The organism is Pseudomonas sp. PS02290 (genome assembly GCF_029960075.1).
GTDB lineage: Bacteria > Pseudomonadota > Gammaproteobacteria > Pseudomonadales > Pseudomonadaceae > Aquipseudomonas.
On record NZ_JASCOY010000012.1, the window covers coordinates 19,450 to 39,155 of the forward strand.

At 53.8% G+C, this 19,706-nt stretch carries 14 protein-coding genes, 1 tRNA gene and 3 pseudogenes; 9 read left to right on the forward strand and 9 right to left on the reverse strand.

Going from position 1 to position 19,706, the window contains the following annotated elements; genetic code table 11:
* Positions 1 to 58 precede the first annotated feature (58 nt).
* Positions 59 to 1,288, forward strand: coding sequence for a multifunctional CCA addition/repair protein (locus QMX88_RS08520; RefSeq protein WP_282368213.1), 1,230 nt, complete (start codon positions 59 to 61; stop codon positions 1,286 to 1,288).
* Positions 1,289 to 1,328: 40 nt separating this feature from the next.
* On the opposite strand, the gene folK is transcribed toward QMX88_RS08520, so the two are convergent.
* A complete protein-coding gene (gene folK, locus QMX88_RS08525) occupies positions 1,329 to 1,856 on the reverse strand; it encodes a 2-amino-4-hydroxy-6-hydroxymethyldihydropteridine diphosphokinase (protein WP_282368215.1) in 528 nt (175 codons plus the stop codon).
* Positions 1,847 to 2,200 carry a dihydroneopterin aldolase gene (folB, locus tag QMX88_RS08530; RefSeq protein ID WP_282368217.1) on the reverse strand — a complete coding sequence of 118 codons (354 nt, stop codon included), beginning with the start codon at positions 2,198 to 2,200 and terminating at the stop codon, positions 1,847 to 1,849. Before folB ends, folK begins: the two co-directional genes overlap by 10 nt.
* 74 nt (positions 2,201 to 2,274) lie before the next feature.
* On the opposite strand from folB, the gene plsY reads away from it, so the two are divergent.
* A complete protein-coding gene (gene plsY, locus QMX88_RS08535) occupies positions 2,275 to 2,844 on the forward strand; it encodes a glycerol-3-phosphate 1-O-acyltransferase PlsY (protein WP_074886952.1) in 570 nt (189 codons plus the stop codon).
* A 48-nt stretch (positions 2,845 to 2,892) separates the two neighbouring features.
* Here plsY and tsaD read toward each other — a convergent pair whose 3' ends face one another.
* Complete coding sequence (gene tsaD / locus QMX88_RS08540; RefSeq protein WP_282368222.1) at positions 2,893 to 3,918, reverse strand: tRNA (adenosine(37)-N6)-threonylcarbamoyltransferase complex transferase subunit TsaD; 1,026 nt, start codon at positions 3,916 to 3,918, stop codon at positions 2,893 to 2,895.
* 196 nt (positions 3,919 to 4,114) lie between these two features.
* Between tsaD and rpsU the strand changes: the two genes are divergently transcribed.
* From rpsU to QMX88_RS08575, 7 genes and pseudogenes are all read left to right on the forward strand, one after another.
* Positions 4,115 to 4,330: a 30S ribosomal protein S21 gene (rpsU, locus tag QMX88_RS08545; protein ID WP_002551877.1), complete on the forward strand. Its 216-nt coding sequence runs from the start codon at positions 4,115 to 4,117 to the stop codon at positions 4,328 to 4,330.
* Positions 4,331 to 4,592: 262 nt separating this feature from the next.
* A complete protein-coding gene (gene dnaG / locus QMX88_RS08550; protein ID WP_192173114.1) occupies positions 4,593 to 6,560 on the forward strand; it encodes a DNA primase in 1,968 nt (655 codons plus the stop codon).
* 67 nt (positions 6,561 to 6,627) lie between these two features.
* Positions 6,628 to 8,472: an RNA polymerase sigma factor RpoD gene (rpoD, locus tag QMX88_RS08555; RefSeq protein ID WP_282368224.1), complete on the forward strand. Its 1,845-nt coding sequence runs from the start codon at positions 6,628 to 6,630 to the stop codon at positions 8,470 to 8,472.
* 440 nt (positions 8,473 to 8,912) lie between these two features.
* Positions 8,913 to 11,855: pseudogene (locus QMX88_RS08560) on the forward strand (sensor domain-containing protein); the annotation flags it as partial.
* 15 nt (positions 11,856 to 11,870) lie between these two features.
* Positions 11,871 to 11,947, forward strand: a tRNA-Ile gene (locus QMX88_RS08565).
* A gap of 127 nt (positions 11,948 to 12,074) precedes the next feature.
* Positions 12,075 to 12,416: an integrase gene (locus tag QMX88_RS08570; protein ID WP_282368226.1), complete on the forward strand. Its 342-nt coding sequence runs from the start codon at positions 12,075 to 12,077 to the stop codon at positions 12,414 to 12,416.
* Between the two features lie 105 nt (positions 12,417 to 12,521).
* Positions 12,522 to 13,076 carry a site-specific integrase gene (locus QMX88_RS08575; RefSeq protein WP_282368228.1) on the forward strand — a complete coding sequence of 185 codons (555 nt, stop codon included), beginning with the start codon at positions 12,522 to 12,524 and terminating at the stop codon, positions 13,074 to 13,076.
* Positions 13,077 to 13,392: 316 nt separating this feature from the next.
* On the opposite strand, the pseudogene trbJ reads toward QMX88_RS08575, so the two are convergent.
* The 6 genes and pseudogenes from trbJ to QMX88_RS08600 form a co-directional block, all read right to left on the reverse strand.
* Positions 13,393 to 14,014 (reverse strand): annotated as a pseudogene (gene trbJ / locus QMX88_RS08580) (P-type conjugative transfer protein TrbJ); the annotation flags it as partial.
* A gap of 733 nt (positions 14,015 to 14,747) precedes the next feature.
* Entirely contained in the window at positions 14,748 to 15,380 is a 633-nt protein-coding gene (locus QMX88_RS08585) for a hypothetical protein (RefSeq protein WP_282368230.1), read from the reverse strand.
* Positions 15,381 to 15,395: 15 nt separating this feature from the next.
* Positions 15,396 to 16,577 (reverse strand): UvrD-helicase domain-containing protein, encoded by a 1,182-nt coding sequence (locus QMX88_RS08590; RefSeq protein WP_282368232.1) that lies wholly within the window; start codon positions 16,575 to 16,577, stop codon positions 15,396 to 15,398.
* Entirely contained in the window at positions 16,574 to 17,143 is a 570-nt protein-coding gene (locus tag QMX88_RS08595; protein WP_282368234.1) for a hypothetical protein, read from the reverse strand. The genes QMX88_RS08590 and QMX88_RS08595 overlap by 4 nt, the downstream gene beginning before the upstream one ends.
* 54 nt (positions 17,144 to 17,197) lie before the next feature.
* Positions 17,198 to 17,287: pseudogene (locus tag QMX88_RS29615) on the reverse strand (hypothetical protein); the annotation flags it as partial.
* On the reverse strand, positions 17,269 to 19,137 hold the full coding sequence (locus tag QMX88_RS08600) for an ATP-binding protein (protein ID WP_336620218.1): 1,869 nt from the start codon (positions 19,135 to 19,137) through the stop codon (positions 17,269 to 17,271). The pseudogene QMX88_RS29615 and the gene QMX88_RS08600, both read right to left, overlap by 19 nt.
* Positions 19,138 to 19,706 lie beyond the last annotated feature (569 nt).

Below are 19,706 nucleotides of genomic sequence, written 5' to 3' on the forward strand. Positions count from 1 at the left end.
TCCAGCCTCCGCGATCGCGACTTAAGGTTTATCCTGTCGCCCTCACGGAGGCTTTTTTATGCAGATTTATAAAGTTGGCGGCGCGGTACGCGATCGCCTGCTTGGCAAACCGGTCACTGACATTGACTGGGTAGTGGTGGGTGCGTCGACCGAGGAGATGCTGGTCAAGGGCTACCGGCCGGTGGGAACGGATTTTCCCGTTTTCCTGCATCCGCTGACCGGTGAGGAGTACGCACTGGCCCGCACCGAACGCAAGACCGGCAAAGGCTACGGCGGCTTTGTTTTTCACGCCCACCCGGACGTCACGCTGGAGCAAGACCTGATCCGCCGCGACCTGACCATCAATGCCATTGCCGAAGACAAGAACGGTCAGCTGACGGATCCTTATCATGGGCAGCAGGACCTCAAAGCCCGAGTATTGCGTCACGTTTCCCCCGCATTCGCCGAAGATCCACTGCGCGTCCTGCGCGTGGCCCGCTTCGCCGCGCGCTATGCCCCCGACGGTTTCACCATCGCCCCGGAGACCCTCGAACTGATGCGCCAACTGAGCGGTTCCGGTGAACTGGAAGCGCTGACACCGGAGCGCAGCTGGAAGGAAATCTCCCGCGCGCTGATGGAAAAAGAGCCGCAGGTGTTCATCGAAGTCCTGCGTGAATGCGGCGCCCTGAACGTGCTGATGCCAGAAGTCGACGCGCTGTTTGGCGTGCCTCAGCCGGAAGCGCACCACCCTGAAATCGATACCGGTCTGCACGTCCTCAGCGTGCTGCATCAGTCCGCCCTGCACCGCCAGCCGCTAAGCGTGCGCTGGGCTTGCTTGCTGCACGACTTGGGCAAGGGCCTCACGCCGCAAGAGGACTGGCCGCGACATATCGCCCATGAGCACAAGGGACTCAAAGCGATCAAGGCAATGAACCAGCGTTTCAAGGTGCCGAGGGACTGTCAGGAACTGGCGCTGCTGGTGGGCGAATATCACACCCATGGCCATCGCGCGCTGGAGCTGAAGCCTTCGACATTGCTGGATCTGCTGCAGAGCTTTGACGTGTATCGCCGCCCGCAGCGCTTCGAGGAGTTCATCGCTGCCTGCGAAATGGACGCCCGAGGCCGCAAGGGATTTGAGTCGCGCACGTATCCGCAGGCCGAGTATCTGCGCGGCGCTGCCGAAGCGGCGCGGCAAGTGGCAGTGCAACCGCTGCTGGAGAAGGGTTTTCAGGGCCACCAACTGGGCGAGGCGCTCAAGCGGGAGCGGCTGGATACGCTGAAGGTATACAAGGCGTCGTATCAGCTTTAAACCCTTGGCTTAGCTGCGGTTCGGTCGGGCTGGCTGGCTGCTACATCGTAGCCAGCAGGGTGGCCGGGGTGAGTTGCTCGCCGCGCCATTCAAAGGCAACCGGCCAGAGTTTCTGATCGATGTTCGCATCGGCCCAAAGCTGGGCAAATGACACGCCGGCCTCTGGATGCAGGCGTTGCGGCGCGATCAGTGACAGCGGCCACAGCACGAACGCGTTTTTGAGGATTTCAGCCCGAGGCAGAATCAGGCCGTCGAAGTTTCCGACCTGTTCGCCATACAGCAGGACGTCGATGTCCAGCGGCAGCCCCTTTCGATCAGGGGCATAACGCCCGTTATCGGCTTCGATGAATTTGAGGCGGCGGTCCAGCTCAGTCAGCGGCAGGTCGGTCAGCGCCGACACCACCAGATTGAAAAACGGCCCGCTCTTGATCCCCACCGGATGACTTTCGAACACGGGCGAGCAGGTCATGTCGGTCAGAAAGCCGGCAAGGGCCTCGAGGCCAGCGCACAGATGGCGCTCCCGCTCGATGTTGCTGCCCAGTCCCAGAAAAATCCGTGTCAGCGACATCCGCGCTCGATCTCCACCCCAACGCCCTTCGCCGCAGGCACGGCTCCCGGCTTGGTCAATTTGAGGTGCAGCCAGGGAATGTTGAACTCGCTCATCAGCACGTCGGCGAGTCGCTCGGCAAAGGTCTCGACCAGCTGGAATTGAGAGGCTTCGGCGAACGTCTGAATTCGTGCGGACACACTGGCGTAATCGAGCGCCTTGGTCAGGTCGTCGCCTGCGGCTGCAGGCCGATTGTCCCAGGCAAAACTCAGGTCCAGACGCAGGCACTGGCGAATACCACGCTCCCAGTCGTACGCGCCGATGACGGTATCGACCTCCAGACCCTCAATGAAAACTCTGTCCAAGCCTGTTTCTCCGCTGCACGACAAGGGCGCGATGCGCCGTTAGAATCAAGGCAACCTCGCCCGGAATGGTTAGCATGTTTTGGTTACTGGCGGTCCTCGCCTACCTGCTCGGCTCGCTGTCCTTTGCCATCCTGATCAGCCGCATAACCGGTCGCCCGGACCCTCGCGCCAGCGGCTCGGGCAACGCCGGCGCCACCAACATGCTGCGCCTGGCCGGCAAGAAACTCGCGGTACTGACCCTGATTGGCGACGTCTGCAAAGGCATGATCCCGGTGCTGATCGCCAGAGGATTGGACCTCGACCCACGCCTGCAGGCCTGGATCGGACTGTGCGCAGTGCTGGGGCATCTGTTCCCGCTGTACTTCCGTTTTCGTGGCGGCAAGGGCGTGGCCACGGCCGCCGGCATGTTGCTGGCCTTGTATCCGCCAGCCGCCCTGCTCGCCATAGGCGCCTGGCTGCTGACGTTCTACCTCACTCGCACCAGTTCGTTGGCGTCCCTGATTGCCACGCCGCTCACCCTTCCGCTGCTTGCCTGGCAGGAACCCCACGCTTTGCTGCCGATGAGCGTATTGACGTTGCTCATCGTCTGGCGCCATCGGGGCAATCTACGCGACCTGTTTGCCGGGCGCGAACGGCATTTCTGACGCTGCCCCCTTTCACATCCCCAATCAGGCGCTCAAACCTATTTGCCCTCAAAGACCGGGCAACTGCTCCATCGGCCAGCGCGCCTGAACCGTAATGCTCAAACTTTCCCTCTGCCCCGCCCGCAAACGCTGGCAGCCGGCAAAGGCGATCATCGCGCCGTTGTCGGTGCAGAACTCAGGACGCGCGTAGTAGACATTGCCGCCCAGGCCATCGAGCATCTGCTCCAGCGACTGGCGCAACGCCTTGTTCGCGCTCACGCCACCGGCGATGACCAGACGCTTGAGCCCGGTCTGCTTCAGCGCGCGTTTGCACTTGATGGTCAAAGTGTCCACCACCGCCTGCTGGAAGGCCAGCGAGATGTCGCAACGGGTTTGCTCGCTGTCGTCCCCGGCGCTCTGGCACTGCTGCCACGTGTTCAGCGAAAAGGTTTTCAAGCCGCTGAAGCTGAAATCCAGCCCGGGGCGGTCCGTCATCGGACGCGGAAAGACAAACCGCCCAGACACACCGGATTGCGCCAGACGGGAAATCTCCGGACCACCGGGGTAGTTCAGCCCCATCATCTTTGCGGTTTTGTCGAAAGCTTCGCCGGCGGCGTCGTCCAGGGTCTCGCCCAGCAGCTCGTAAAGACCAATACCATCGACGCGAACCAGCTGCGTATGGCCGCCGGAAACCAACAAAGCGACGAACGGAAACTCAGGCGGATTTTCCTCCAGCATCGGCGCCAGCAGATGCCCTTCCATGTGGTGAACACCCAGCGCCGGAATGTCCCACGCAAACGCCAGAGCCTGTGCGCACGAAGCCCCTACCAGCAGGGCCCCGACCAGTCCCGGGCCAGCGGTATAAGCGATGGCATCGATCTCGGTCACGGCGCAGTCCGCCTCGGCCAACACCTGACGAATCAAGGGCAGCATGCGTTTTACGTGATCGCGCGAGGCAAGCTCCGGGACCACGCCACCGTAGACGCGGTGCAGGTCGATCTGGCTGAATAATGCATCGGCAAGCAACCCGCGGTCGCTGTCGTACAGCGCGACACCGGTCTCATCGCAGGAAGTTTCCATTCCCAGTACTAGCATGGGGTACGCCTTGTGGAGGCTGAATTCGAAGGCGCGCATAATAGTCGCCGCTCATGCCTGCGACCAGTGCTTTTCGATCAGAGGCTTTGCATTCCGCGAAGCAAGGGGTTAACATCCGCAACCCTTAAAAACCGACGTACTTAGTGCAAGCGTTGCAGTAAGCGTTGACCCCGGTAATGAATGAAGGTAGCTCTGGATGCCAGCCGTCAAAGTTAAAGAGAACGAACCCTTCGACGTAGCTCTGCGTCGTTTCAAGCGCTCCTGCGAAAAAGCCGGTGTTCTGGCTGAAGTTCGTAGCCGCGAATTTTACGAGAAGCCGACTTCTGAGCGTAAGCGTAAAGCAGCAGCTGCTGTTAAGCGTCACGCCAAGAAAGTACAGCGCGAACAGCGCCGCGCCGTTCGTCTGTATTAATACAGACGTCTGACGCAAGCTTCTGCCTTGCCCGGCCTTCAAAGCCGGGCTGTCGGCAGTTGCAGTTCTAGCCTCAGGCAACACCGATCAAGCAACACAAGACAGAGGCTGTTGACGCCGCAGATGCGACCGAGACAAACCCCGTCGATTTCTTCCAGCCTGATTCAGGCCGCGTTGACCCGTCTACACTGACCAAGCAACCGTCGTTACGGTTTGGATTCGCCACGATCTTTCTGGCGGGGCGCCTGATGATGAGAACGCCATGGCCGGACTGATTCCCCAAGGTTTTATTGACGACCTCCTGAACCGCACCGACATCGTCGATGTTGTCAGCTCACGCGTTCAATTAAAAAAGACCGGCAAGAACTTCAGCGCCTGTTGTCCTTTCCATAAAGAGAAGACACCGTCGTTCAGCGTCAGCCCGGACAAACAGTTCTATTACTGCTTCGGCTGTGGCGCGGGTGGCAATGCCCTCGGCTTCATCATGGACCACGACAACCTGGATTTCCCCCAGGCCGTCGAAGACCTGGCCAAAGCCGCCGGGATGGAAGTCCCACGCGAACAAGGCGTCAAAGGGCAAAAGCCCAGGCAGCCTACCGATTCGCCGCTCTACCCCCTATTAACAGCCGCCGCCGACTACTATCGCGCTGCGCTGAAGAGCCATCCAACGCGAAAATCTGCGGTGGAATACCTGAAAGGCCGTGGCCTGTCAGGCGAGATTGCCCGGGACTTCGGACTCGGCTTCGCCCCTCCTGGCTGGGATAACCTCTACAAACACCTTAGCAGCGACACCCTTCAACAGAAGGCGATGATCGATGCCGGCCTGTTGATCGAAAACGCCGAAACCGGCAAACGCTACGACCGCTTTCGCGACCGGGTGATGTTCCCCATTCGCGACAGTCGCGGCCGTGTTATCGCATTTGGCGGGCGGGTACTGGGCGACGACAAGCCCAAATACCTGAACTCTCCTGAAACCCCGGTGTTTCATAAGGGTCAGGAGTTATACGGTTTATTCGAAGCTCGCAAATTTAACCGTAACCTGGACGAGATTATCGTCGTCGAAGGCTACATGGACGTTATTGCGCTGGCCCAACAAGGCTTGCGCAATGCCGTTGCGACGCTGGGTACGGCGACCAGTGAAGAGCATTTGAAGCGGCTGTTTCGCGTGGTACCGAACGTGTTGTTCTGCTTTGACGGTGACCAGGCTGGCCGAAACGCCGCCTGGCGCGCGCTGGAAGCGACGATTCCCGGTTTGCAGGACGGCCGGCGCGCGAGATTTCTGTTTCTGCCCGAAGGGGAAGATCCCGACACTCTGGTGCGGGCCGAAGGCACCGACGCATTCAAGGCCAGGATCAACCAGCACGCACAACCGCTGGCCGACTATTTTTTCGAGCAACTGACCAAGGAGGCCGACCCGCGCTCCCTGGAAGGCAAGGCACACATGGTAACGCTGGCTGCGCCACTGATCGAAAAAGTGCCGGGCGCGAATTTGCGTGAGCTGATGCGTCGACGCCTGAAAGAGATCACCGGACTGGACACCGCTGCAGTCAGCCAGTTGATGCAGTCTGCTCCGGCGGAAGCCCAGCCCAGCTACGATCCGGGCTTTGATTACGACGCCGTGCCGGATTACGGCGATTACCAGCAGCACGATTACCAGGCGCAGCAGGAATGGACACCGAGCGCGCCGGGCGGTCAGCAGAAGAAATGGGACAAGAAGCCGTGGGACAAAGGCAAGAAATGGGACAAGAACGGCAAGCGTCCTGATTTTGAACCTCGCGGGCCACGCACACCGGCGACGGTCGAGCCACCGGCACTGACAGCACTCAGAACGTTGCTGCACCACCCTGAACTGTCAGCGCAGGTCGCCAACGCCAGTACGTTCGCCGATGAAGAGAATGTGTATTCACAGCTTCTGGTGGCACTGATCGACGCCACACAGAAAAACCCGAAGCTGCGCACGATGCAGTTGATTGCCCGCTGGCATGGCACCGATCAAGGACGATTGCTGCGTCAACTGGCGGAAAAGGAATGGTTGATCTCGGCCGATAACCTTGAACAACAGTTTTTCGACACTATAACTAGCTTGTCTGCCCGCCAACGCGAGCGACATCTGGAGCAATTGATCAGGAAGGAACGGCAGTCAGGCCTGAGCGCGGAAGAAAAAGTTCAGCTGCTCAACCTGTTAAATCGCAAAGTTCCTGCACAAACCCCGACCTCAACTGGCGTGTGAGGTCATAGCTCGGGTATAATCCCCGGCTTGTTTTTTGCCCGCCAAGACCTTCAGTGGATAGGGTGTTATGTCCGGAAAAGCGCAACAGCAGTCTCGTATCAAAGAGTTGATCACCCTGGGTCGTGAGCAGAAGTATCTGACTTACGCAGAGGTCAACGACCACCTGCCTGAGGATATTTCAGATCCAGAGCAGGTGGAAGACATCATCCGCATGATCAACGACATGGGGATCCCCGTACACGAGAGTGCTCCGGATGCGGACGCCCTTATGTTGGCCGACGCCGATACCGACGAGGCAGCCGCTGAAGAAGCCGCTGCTGCGTTGGCTGCGGTGGAGACCGACATCGGTCGCACGACTGACCCAGTGCGCATGTATATGCGCGAAATGGGTACCGTCGAGCTTCTGACACGTGAAGGCGAAATTGAAATCGCCAAGCGTATCGAAGAAGGCATCCGTGAAGTGATGGGCGCCATCGCGCACTTCCCTGGCACGGTTGAGCACATTCTCTCCGAGTACACTCGCGTTACCACCGAAGGCGGTCGCCTGTCCGACGTTTTGAGCGGATATATCGACCCGGACGACGGCATAGCGCCGCCAGCCGAAGTCCCGCCTCCGGTAGATCCCAAGGCCGAGAAAGTCGAAGGGGCTGACGACGAAGAGGACGACGCTACCGACGATGAAGAGGACGAGGTCGAAAGCGGCCCGGATCCAGTCATCGCCGCCCAGCGCTTCGGTGCCGTTTCAGACCAGATGGCAATCGCTTTCAAGGCGTTGAAAAAGCACGGTCGTGGCAGCAAGCAGGCCAACGCTGAACTGCTGGCTCTGGCAGAGCTGTTCATGCCGATCAAGCTGGTTCCTAAGCAGTTTGAAGGTCTGGTTGAGCGCGTCCGCGGTGCCCTAGAGCGTCTGCGTGCCCAGGAACGCGCCATCATGCAGCTGTGTGTTCGTGATGCACGCATGCCGCGCGCCGACTTCCTGCGCCAGTTCCCGGGCAACGAAGTTGACCAGAGCTGGACCGATGGGCTGGCCAAAGGCAAAAGCAAATACGCTGAAGCCATTGGTCGTCTTCAGGCCGACATTCAGCGCTGCCAGCAAAAGCTGACCGCGCTGGAAGAAGAAACCGGCCTGACCATTCTGGAAATCAAGGACATCAACCGTCGGATGTCGATCGGTGAGGCCAAGGCCCGCCGCGCGAAGAAAGAAATGGTTGAAGCCAACCTGCGTCTGGTGATCTCGATCGCCAAGAAGTACACCAACCGTGGCCTGCAATTCCTCGATCTGATCCAGGAAGGCAACATCGGTTTGATGAAGGCGGTGGACAAGTTCGAATACCGTCGTGGTTACAAGTTCTCGACGTACGCCACCTGGTGGATTCGTCAGGCGATCACTCGCTCGATCGCTGACCAGGCACGCACCATTCGTATTCCGGTGCACATGATCGAGACGATCAACAAGCTCAACCGCATTTCCCGTCAGATGTTGCAGGAAATGGGTCGCGAACCGACGCCGGAAGAGCTGGGCGAACGCATGGAAATGCCTGAGGACAAGATCCGCAAGGTGTTGAAGATCGCGAAAGAGCCGATCTCCATGGAAACGCCGATCGGTGACGACGAAGATTCCCACCTGGGTGACTTCATCGAAGATTCGACCATGCAGTCGCCAATCGACGTCGCCACGGTAGAGAGCTTGAAAGAAGCGACGCGCGAAGTGCTGTCGGGCCTCACCGCCCGTGAAGCCAAGGTCCTGCGTATGCGTTTCGGTATCGACATGAATACTGACCACACCCTTGAGGAAGTTGGTAAGCAGTTCGATGTAACCCGTGAGCGTATCCGTCAGATCGAAGCCAAGGCGTTGCGCAAGCTGCGTCACCCGACGCGAAGCGAACACCTGCGTTCGTTCCTCGACGAGTAAGCGACGCGTCATACCAAAACCCCCGGCATTGCTGGGGGTTTTGCGTTTTAAGGAATAAATTTTCGGCACAGTGCCACTGTTGTCCAGCCCGGCTACACTCGTTTGATTCTTACCAATGAATCACCGAGGCTGCCATGATTTGGATGCCGGCCATTGCTCTCTTATGTTTGCTTACCTCCTCTGCAGTCTCAGCCCAGGCATTGCTTCACAACGAAGATGAAGGGCAAGCGATGCGGCAAGGGTTACAGTCCACCGAAGACGCCCAATCCAGAAATCCAGTCGATATAAACCAAAACTTATCCACTCCCCTGCTCAGCGACCGATTTGTCGGTGCCAATCAGGCGCGCCCATCAGAACGACACAACGACCTGACGGATTCGTCAGCCGCATTGCCGGCAGGTATCCATGCCAGCGAACGCAGCAAGCTCTGGCACGAGTTCTTGCTGATCGGACTGCCCGGGCTGCTGGTGCTGACAACAGTGCTGGCCATTGTGGTGCGGGTCAACCGTCGCCTCAGCTCGGAAATTTCCCGCCGGATTGCGCTGGAACAAGAGCTGCGCAGCAGCGAGTACCACTATCGCGGGATGATCGAGAGCCTTTCGGCCATCGCGTGGGAAGCCAACACTCACGACTACTCCTACAACTACGTCTCGCCCCATGCGCAGGAATTGCTGGGGTACCCGCTGCACCAGTGGCGAAGGCCCGGATTCTGGCGCAGCATCGTTCATCCCGAGGACATCGACTACGCCCAAGCCTACTGCGACCGTGAGGTTGCGGAAGGCAACGATCACAGCGTCGATTACCGAGTCCTGAGCGCCGACGGCAGGGTGGTCTGGATTCGCGATATCGTGAGCATGATCGGCTGTGGCCGAGAGCCCGTGATGCGCGGGCTGATGATCGACATCAGCGAAGCCAAGCAGACCGAAGAAGCGCTGCGCCTGTCGGAAGGGAAGTTCGCCTCGGTGTTCGCGCAATGCCCTGACATGCTGGTGATCGCGCGCCTTTCCGATGGCTGTTTTCTGGAGGCCAATCCGGCATTTGCCGAGCAAATTGGCGTCAGCCCGGCCGACGTTGTAGGACGCGTGCCCTCCGAGTTGGATATCTGGGGCATTCCCGACATCGGCCACAGTCTGCTGCAACGCCTTCAAAGGGGCAGCATACGCAATCTGGAAATGCCGTTTCGGCGCAGTGATGGCCGCCTGTTCACCGGGCTTCTGTCAGCCGAGCCCTTTGATCTGGACTCCACGGCCGCAGTGGTTCTGGTGGTGAGGGACATCACGCCGCTCAAGGAAGCCCAGCAACAGCTGCAAATGTCCGAAGAGAAATTTGCCAAGGCCTTCCATTCTTCGCCAGACGGACTGCTGATTACACGGCAAAACGACGGGTTGCTGGTGGAGGTTAACGACGGTTTCAGCCGGATCACCGGTTATCACAGCTCGCTGTCCGTAGACCGTACCACCCTCGACCTGGGCATCTGGGTAAACCTGAACGAGCGACAGCAACTGCTTGAGCAATTGAACCGCGACGGCTTCGTGAAGGACTTCACCAGCCACATTCGTCGAAGGGATGGTCAGATCCGCCTGTGCGAGATTTCCGCGCGACCGCTGCCGATTGCCGGTGAGGATTACATGCTTACCATCGCGCGCGACATCACCGACCGCCACCAGATGCAGGAGAAACTGCAACTGGCCGCGACGGTATTTGAGAGCACGGCGGAGGGTGTGTTGATCACCGACACCCGGCAGCGGATCAATGCCGTCAACCGCGCCTTCAGCGAGATCACCGGCTACAGCGAACAGGAAGCCCTCGGCGAGACACCGCGTCTCCTGGCGTCCGGATTCCACGACAGCGCATTCTACGCCGCCATGTGGTACCAACTGACGGCAGAGGGTCATTGGCAGGGCGAGATCAGCAACCGGCGCAAAAATGGCGAGATCTACCCAAGCTGGCTGACTATCAATGCCGTGCGCAATCGCGATAAATTCATCACCCATTTTGTCGCGGTGTTCGCTGATATTTCCAGCCTGAAGCAGGCTCAGGCACGGCTGGATTATCAGGCGCACCACGACCCGCTGACCGGCCTGCCCAATCGGACGCTGTTCGAAAGCCGACTGCACGCCGCGCTGATTCACTCAAGAGCGGCTTACAGCCTCGGCGCGGTGTTGTTCCTCGACCTGGATCGCTTCAAGCACATCAATGACAGTCTCGGTCACCCGGTCGGCGATCTGCTGCTGAAGAGCATTGCGGTGCGCCTGAAGGAGAACCTGCGTGACATCGACACCGTCGCGCGACTCGGAGGCGACGAGTTCATTATCCTGTTGCCGGGCCTGCAAAATCCGACTGACGCCGAAGTGGTCGCCACCAAGCTGCTCAACAGCTTTTCAGCGCCGTTTCAAGCGGGCGAACACGAGTTCTTCATGAGCACCAGCATTGGCAGCGCGCTGTTTCCCACAGACGGCGCGGACGTCGCCACGCTGATCAAGAACGCCGACGCGGCGATGTATCGTTCGAAGGCCAAAGGGCGTAACCGCGTCGAGCACTACACGCGCGATCTGACCGCTCAGGCCAGCGAGCGAGTCGCCCTGGAGCACGAACTGCGGCGCGCCATCGAGCGTAACGAGTTCACCCTGTCCTACCAGCCCAAGATCAGCCTGCTGACACACCGACTGGTCGGCGCCGAAGCGCTGATACGCTGGTTTCACCCCACGTTCGGCGATGTCCCACCTGAGCGGTTCATCCCGCTGGCAGAAGAAAACGGCATGATCCTGCAGATCGGGGAATGGGTGCTCGATACGGCCTGCCAGCAATTGCATGCGTGGGACCAGCGCTACGACATGTCCGGCCCATTGTCAGTGAACCTCGCCGGCGCCCAGTTACGTCAGACCGATCTCGTCAACAAGATCGAACGACTGCTGCTCCAGCACCAGCTGCAGCCAGGGTGTCTGCAACTGGAGATCACCGAGAACTTCATCATGTCGCAGACCGAGGAAGCGCTTTCAGTCCTGCATCGCCTGAAAACACTCGGTGTACAGCTGGCGATTGACGACTTCGGCACCGGCTACTCTTCGCTCAGTTACCTCAAGCGCCTGCCGCTGGACATCCTTAAGATCGACCAATCGTTCGTGCGCGGTTTGCCTGATGACCCCCACGATGCGGCGATTGTCCGCGCCATCATTGCGCTGGGCCGCAGCATGCAGCTGACAGTCATCGCAGAAGGCGTCGAAACCCTCGAACAGCAGCAATTCCTGGCGGACGAGGGCTGCGAACAAATCCAGGGCTACCTCGTCAGCCTCCCCCTGTGCGCGGAGGAATTCTGCACGACATTTCTTCGTACAACCGTTTCAGACGTTTCGGATAGCACAGCGCGTAAACCGTCGTTATAATCCGCGGCCTACTGAGGGCCTATAGCTCAGTTGGTTAGAGCAGGGGACTCATAATCCCTTGGTCCACGGTTCGAGTCCGTGTGGGCCCACCAAATAGAAAGCCGCGCATTGCGCGGCTTTCGCGTTTCTGGGTGGTTCTCCACTAATACAGTCCTATGGTCCAAAGGTACAAAATCGGTACAGTGCTGGTGCGCCAGTACACCTTTGGAGTCCTTTCAGATGGCAACACTAGTCAAAACTCCTTCCGGCACTTTGAAGGCTTTGATCCGCAAAACCGGCTGGCCAACAGTAGCCAAAACCTTCCGCACCAAGCGTGATGCGGAAGACTGGTCTCGGCGTACTGAAGAGGAAATGGTCAGAGGGGTTTACATCCAGCGCAGCGGTTCTGAACGCATGACGCTAGAAGCAGCACTAAAGTGCTACCTGAGCGACATCACCCCCACCAAGAAGCCAAGCACTCAGCGTGGCGAAACCTCGAAAGCCAAGAAGCTTATAGAGCACCTGGGTAAGTACTCACTGGCTGCCCTCTCCACAGAAACCATCGCTGGCTATCGCGACTAGCGCCTGAGCGAACGGAGCCGAGACGGCACCATTAGCAACAACACCGTGCGCCTCGAGCCGGCCCTATTGAGCCACCTATACACGGTAGCGATTCAGGAGTGGGGTTTGGGTCTGACGTTCAATCCAGTGCTAAACATCCGTAAGCATAGCCCCGGGGATAGCCGTGATCGGAGGTTATCGCCGAAGGAAGAACGCCTTCTGCTCGCCGCCGTGAATCGGCATAGCAATCCTATGTTGGGCGGATTGTTTGCATCGCTTTGGAAACGGGCATGCGCTCCTCAGGAGATCTCTTCCCTACGTCGACCTCAAGTGGATCTGGCAAAGCGCGTCATACGTCTCTCAGACACAAAGAACGACGGCTCGCTCACTGTGCCTCTCGGCAAACGTGCTACCGAAGTATTTAAAGCCGCGATAGATAACCCGGTGCGACCAATCGACTGCAATCTGGTGTTCTTCGGCGAGCCTGGAAAAGACGGGAAGCGTCGGCCGTATACCTTCACGAAAATTTGGGGTCAGCTGAAGAAGAGGCTCGACCTACCTGATTTCAGGTTTCACGACCTGCGCCATGAAGCAGTGAGCCGCCTTGTCGAAGGAGGCATGAGTGACCAAAAGGTTGCTGCTATCAGCGGCCACAAATCTATGCAGATGCTTCGACGCTAAACCCACTTACGTGCAGAAGACTTGGTCAACGAACTGGATGCTCTGGCGCGCCGCCGAGCTGGAACGAAGAAGGGGTCGAAGCAAGCGACTTTGAAACAGCCTGACGACTGATACCAATTGTCCGAGCAATCTCACTCCGGTTCAAACCGGACGCCCGAAGCATCAACATCTGCTTTTTGGTGTCCGTCAGACGTGCGTCAGTCGTGAGGCGGGCCTGGCCTCTTAGTTCAACCTCATCAGCCGCTGTGAGACCAAGGCTGTGCGCATGATAAAAAGCATACCGATCAGCAATGGAACTCTCTGAGTCATCGGGAGGGCTAACGGCCTTCCGGTCGCCTTGCTGGGTAATGTAGTTGCACTGCATGTTGATTTGGGTGGCCATCAGATCGCGCAGTTGCTGCACGTTCTGCGAGACGATTTCGTTGCCCGCCTGTATGGCTTGCATGCGGCCTACGGCTGACTGCGAACGGGCCACCATGCGATCAAGCTGGACGTCTTCAGACTCGAACGCGCTGGTATTGAGGTTTACCGCCTCGAGTGCCGTCTTTACGTTGTCGCTGCCTTGTTCCAACCACTTCTGATAGCAATCCCGCGCCGGGACTTCCGCCGAGTTCGCGGCTTGATTCAGGTAGGACTCAAATCCGGGAGATCCGTGTTGAACTGTGAATCCATATTCTGAATTTGGCGGCCCAAGGCCTGAGAGCGGGTGTAGATGTCAGCCACGCTCTTCAAGTCGGCCGCGATGCTGCCGAACAATGAATTGGGTAGGGCTGCGCCCTGAGTAACCATGTTTTGGTACTACTGAACTTGCGTTTTAGCTGTTCAGCAGTGTTTAACGTAGCGCTGACAGCCTCAGCGTATTCGAACATCTGTTGATAAAATGTAGAACAGTTTGTGCAATATGTGGCGAAAGCGTTTCTTCCTGAAAAAAGAAATATTAATAATGATACGAAACTTTGGGCAACTGCTTCATTTCTCGGCCCTCTGAGATCCGCACGTGACAATCCGCCGAGCTCTTTGGCAATAGCGAGCTACATACCTTGTAAACTGTGAGTATCCGAAGTTGAAGACGCTTGCATGATGATCATATATTTCAGCTAGCGTGTGCCCTCGGGCAATTTTTTTTCTCCAGCTCGGCTCGTATTGAAAGAAACTCCGAGCGACCAGATCTCTTATAGATAACTCTCGAACCGTCTTTTTTCATTGGTGCTCCTCCTACGCGTTTTATTGCGTTTTACCACGGACGAGCTAACGCGAAAACAACCCACTAAGCAAGTTAGTTAATACTAATGCAAGCTAACGCGATTCAATGCGAATCTATGCGAATCTATGCGATCGTGTGTGACTTCTATAAATTAACAGCCTAGTAACCTAGTAACCTAGTAACCTAGTAAGCAGTAATCGCATACAATCTTATTCAGCCGTACGGCAAGATGTGTATTGTGGGCCCACTAGCTTCGCTTGCTTCCACATCCAACGATCCTTATTCGCCCTAGGCTCAATAAATAGTGCTGCTCTGCAACACTGCCTGGCTAACGCGCCACGAAGCAGACGGGAAAGAGAGTTGAGCCTAAGCAAAAGCGAAGCCAAGATAAGCCTGATAACTTGAGAGATCTACATTCATGACTTCTGTGGCAAAAAAGTTGCGCCAAATTCATGGCGCACACAAAATTACATAAACAACGTAACTTTAGCAGATCCAAATAATCCACTTGATTCTATTTCTATCTTAGCTGCCTCAGGACTGCTACTAAAAATCATTATTTTGAGATCCTTTGCAGCGCGAGAAAAACAAACGTATGCAAGATTATAACTTTTTGTCCTCTGACCATCAGTAGGTTCTGTACCAGCGGTCTTAGGCATGAAAAGTTTAGAAAAGCTGTATTGGTTCCAATTTGCCTCAACATCGTCAAACACTACCAGAACCTTTGGAAATTCATCTCCTTTCACGCCGTGCTGAGTACTATAGGGAGTCATTTTATTAATAAACTTATAAAGAGGCGGCAACTCTTCACATGTGAGCTTGAAAAACTCGTCGCACAACCAATCCGCCTTGTCCAAATAGTGAATTTCATCGTCATACTCCTCCTCCCGTGGCGAGCGTGAAAGGTGCTCATCCAACCTTTGATTACTCTTAAAAAGATCGTTATCACGCGCGAATCGCAAAACTTGATACGTTGTACTTGACGTCCAAAGCCGACTCAACTCTTCGATGTTTTTTCTTATCTCCCGCGAAACATCTCTAAGAGACTTGCTTTTATTCTTTCCTTCTGGATCTAACGCAGGACTTGTTTCTCTAAGCAAAGCTGATATAGCACCTCAGTCTTCGGAATCCAAATAATTAATTAAGGGAACCAATGTATTAACAAATGGTGAAATCAAGTAGTGACTTCCCTCTTTAAAAGAATCTTCGGAGTGTTGTGAAGAATAAGGCCCGGTAAATAATTTGTTTAACCTCGAAAAGCCCATGCGGACCGCTATCATCTGACGAGTGAGGTATAGCTGTTTAACTTCGTCGTCACCTTGCCAACCAACAGCCTCTAAAGCCCGATCAAATTTCAATATATTATCGGCAAGCTGTCTACTCGAGTAAGTATTTCTCTCTCCCTCTCCATTCTCAGACTTTATTATTAATAACTCAACACTACCCTGAGCGTTTTCGCTGCCAGGGTGTTGCGGAAGTTCTGGCCTTATAGATTTGAGGATATTTATAACCTCAACTGAGCACCTATAATTAATATTTTTCTCAATTTTATATGACCCAGGAGGACCTTTAAAATCACCTGCGCGCTTTTCGTAGATTTGTTGGATCGGATCTCCAAAATATCCCGTAATAGGAAGACCGGGCTCGCCCGATATACTATTGAAAGCTTCAATAACATTAGGGAACGTATCTTGAGCCTCATCAATAAAAATATAAGGAAACCGTTGACCTATTATTCGACGCAGGGATTTATGATTCAATATTAAATCCGACGCTATATCGATAACATCATCGTGATCCAACTGCCCTTTTTCGAATACGCTGTATCCACTGTCACTATACTTGAAGACTTCGACACCATCTACGGAGATCAAAGCACTTGTCAGCCTCACAATTTGCGCTCGAGCCTTGACTGCCTCTTTGCTATTACCCTTTGTCTTTTCATTTTTCTTTTCTATCCTTTTTGGAATTATGCGCTCCTTTATAGAACTCCTAATATCACTTTGAAAGCTATTTATTTGATCCCACATAAACCTATGAATCGTACTCACCAGGAACAGTTCGTTTAGGTTCGTGCGTTTTTTTATGACATCTACAGCCGCATTAGTATAAGTTATGCATGCGACCTTTTGACCTGAGGCCAGCATCGGAACGCCATAAGTTGTTGATATATAGTTCAAAGCCTTGACCAGCGATCCCGTTTTGCCGGATCCAGCACCCGCGATTACCGAAAAACTTTCCATAGAATCGATAAATTTTTTTATGTTTTCATCTGGATCAACAACTGCAATATTCATTTTACCACCCCAATTTCGGAATCAAACATCAGGGTGATGTCTGTCGTGACGATCAATGTAGACGATAGCCATGTCAATCCATCAGATATATATTTAGGAGATTTCCACTCCTCAAGAGTTTCAATTTGATTTAACGCAAATTCTACCTTCTTAAAATTTTTCACAACTTCATCATAAGTTTTCTGGTAGTGCTGCTCAATAGTCGCGCCCTCAGGGTATTCAATCAAAACGTCGAGTTTCCCCGCTGCCACCAGATCAAAATTTGTATAAATAAATGACTCTTCAAATGTTCTCGGAATCACCTTCTTTTTTTCTGTTGCGCTAGATATCTCAATAGCTTCCTGAAATGTTACGTAAATCCTACTATCAGGAACCTTTTTTTGATCTTGCTTTAAAACTAATAAATTAGATATCAATCTAGCCTGATCATATCTGATTTTATCCTCTCCCTTTAGCCCTTTCTTACCATTAAGAAGCAAAGCAGTGATGGAAGCATTGCTACTGACTGCATCTACAGTATCAGCTCTGCATGATTTCCTATTATCATTTCGATCTACAGAATCCAAGTCCGTTATTACGAGACAGGTTAAATCTAGAAACTTTATCAGGGGTAGAAACTTATGCGCAAACGCCCCTCCAAGCTGAAGGGTGGTTATATAGGCATACTCTAATATAGGGTGGTAATTTTTAATTATATCAGGGAGTAAGATACGCTCTCAACGGTTCCTTCTATGATGATTGCAGCGTCTGCAAAAAATAGATCGCAGTGAGTCAGGGAAAGGTATTTCTGTAGAAAGTTGAGATTCTCTTGCTCAGTACATTCTGACGCAAATTTAGCCAAATTCAGTACTTTAGTAGCTGTCGCTTTATTGATCGCAGTTTTAGGCGTACCGAAAGTGCTAACACATCTACGGAAATACCGAATTCTCTTAAAATCTGCCTCTGCAATAATGTGGGATGAATGCGTGGTGATCACAAGCTGAGGGCAATGGCTCTCATGCCCTAGATTCTTCGTTGTCTTTTGAATTGCTTTACGAATTTTGCGAATAAATACTTGTTGCACTTGCGCATGCAAATGCGCCTCTGGCTCTTCAATAAATATCAGCTGACAAAGCGGACGGTCCACTTCAGTATTAAGCCACTGGATTTGGAAGTGGGCGACCTGGATTGCCATGTATATAAGATTCTTATATCCCAACCCATTATAAGACTCTGGAAGCGGGTGCTTTGAATCAGCATCAAAATAAGTGAGGATGGCATTACCACTCAAAGCTTTCTCTGGGTTGAGATTAGAAATAACTTTAAGCTTCCTGTCATTTGCACCGGGAAAACCCAACTCCTCGATAGTCTGAATCAGCGAATAAAATTCCTTCTCATAATGATCCGAAAGGTTATCGTTGCTTCTTTCAATAATCTCCAAAGACTCGCTATCATCGTCCATTTTATTGAGATTATGCTTATAAAAATCTAAGAAAATATCTGACAAACGATTGCTTTTAGATGTAGACCCATCGTCAATATTACGCTGTGCATCAACAAAATCAACCCGAATAAGAGATGCCAAAGCCTTTTTGCCGACTTGATAATCTAAAGGATGAAGTAATAGATCTGTATCAAGCCGAGCCCTTTCGAGAACATAGTACTTTAAACCAAAATGCTTTTTCAACACTCCATCTTGACTTAAATAGTGGCTAAGAGATTTGCGCACTCGCTTATTTTTATCATCAGTAGCGATCTTTATTGGGGGATAGGATTTATTATAATCTAGGAGCAGCTGCTCGGGAGATGTCACAGAGTATTGGAGCCGAATACCGGCCTCAACATCCTCTTTACCAATTCTTGGCAACAGGTAGGCGACACGTCCATACTCAATATCAGGATTAAACGAAAACCAAAGGTCGAGTTCTATAGAAGGTAGAGCCGTTTGCGATACCGCGTTCTCTTCGCCAAATCGGTCAAACTCGTTTATTAATTCCGTCGGAAAGTCATGAATCCTAAACTCGAGCCGGTTTGATACGAAAGCTCTAAATGCAGCGGTGGCTGAGGTTTTTCCGGCATTATTCGCACCTACAAATATTGTTTCAGTTGATTCCAAACTAATTTCTACATTTTCTAAACGCCGATAGTTTCGAATACTGTATCGATCTAGCCGCATTTTATTACATCCTTTTAATATTTCCGTGACAGATACAGCATCAGAGTTGCTTTCGCGGCCTGGCGAAAACACCACAGTGCTCCCCGTCTTAGCGCATATAATAGTCGTTTCAATACTAGTATTTATTGATAAGTTTTCGCCACGTATGCCTTGCCATTGGGCAAGATACTTCAACGATCCAATTTTTTTTATTTTTTTGTCAACCAAACCTACTCCGCCCTTCCATCCTAGGACGGGTAGTTCTCCAGCTTCACACTTCAACCTTAAATCGGGATTACTTTCTCCAAGTCCTCTACCAACTTCCCAACACGTAATGAGTCCGCCATCAGCACCTCCCCAATACTCATCATGAGATAACCCAATTCTAATGGGCTCGGAAATTTCGCGAAATATTTGTGCGCACATAACTTTTCCTTGTTGGTCTCATCTGCCTGTGAATCGCCCGCAACAAATGAAGGCTATTTGATATTGCCAGCGGGTGAATCCGCTGTATACACGAACAGAAATGGTCATTTTTTTGTCACCGCTGTCGGGCGAAGCTACGTTGTCTCCGAACTCAGGCTGGCCGGTTGACGTCTTGGCGTCTTGGCGTCTTGGCGTCTTGGCGTCTTGGTGCCGGTTACGCGATGGAGAGGGCTGCTATTTACGGCAGGCCTCACAAATGTTCATGGACGGGCTATCAAAAAACCTTGATCAATACACCTCCTGAGCTAATCCGCTAAAAAATCGGTACACTTCCAGTACAGCATTCAGTTTCAACAAACTTCTTAAGATTACGCTAAAGACCAGCAAACACAGGCCCCCAAGCTATGCCAACCTACGTTCACCTACGAACGACTTTTCTAGGCATACACCGTCGCCCAGCAACTCATAATCCCTTGGTCCACGGTTCGAGTACGTGTGGGCCCACCAAATAGAAAGCCGCGCATTGCGCGGCTTTTTTCGTTCTTTCGCGATACCCACCGCCGGCCTCA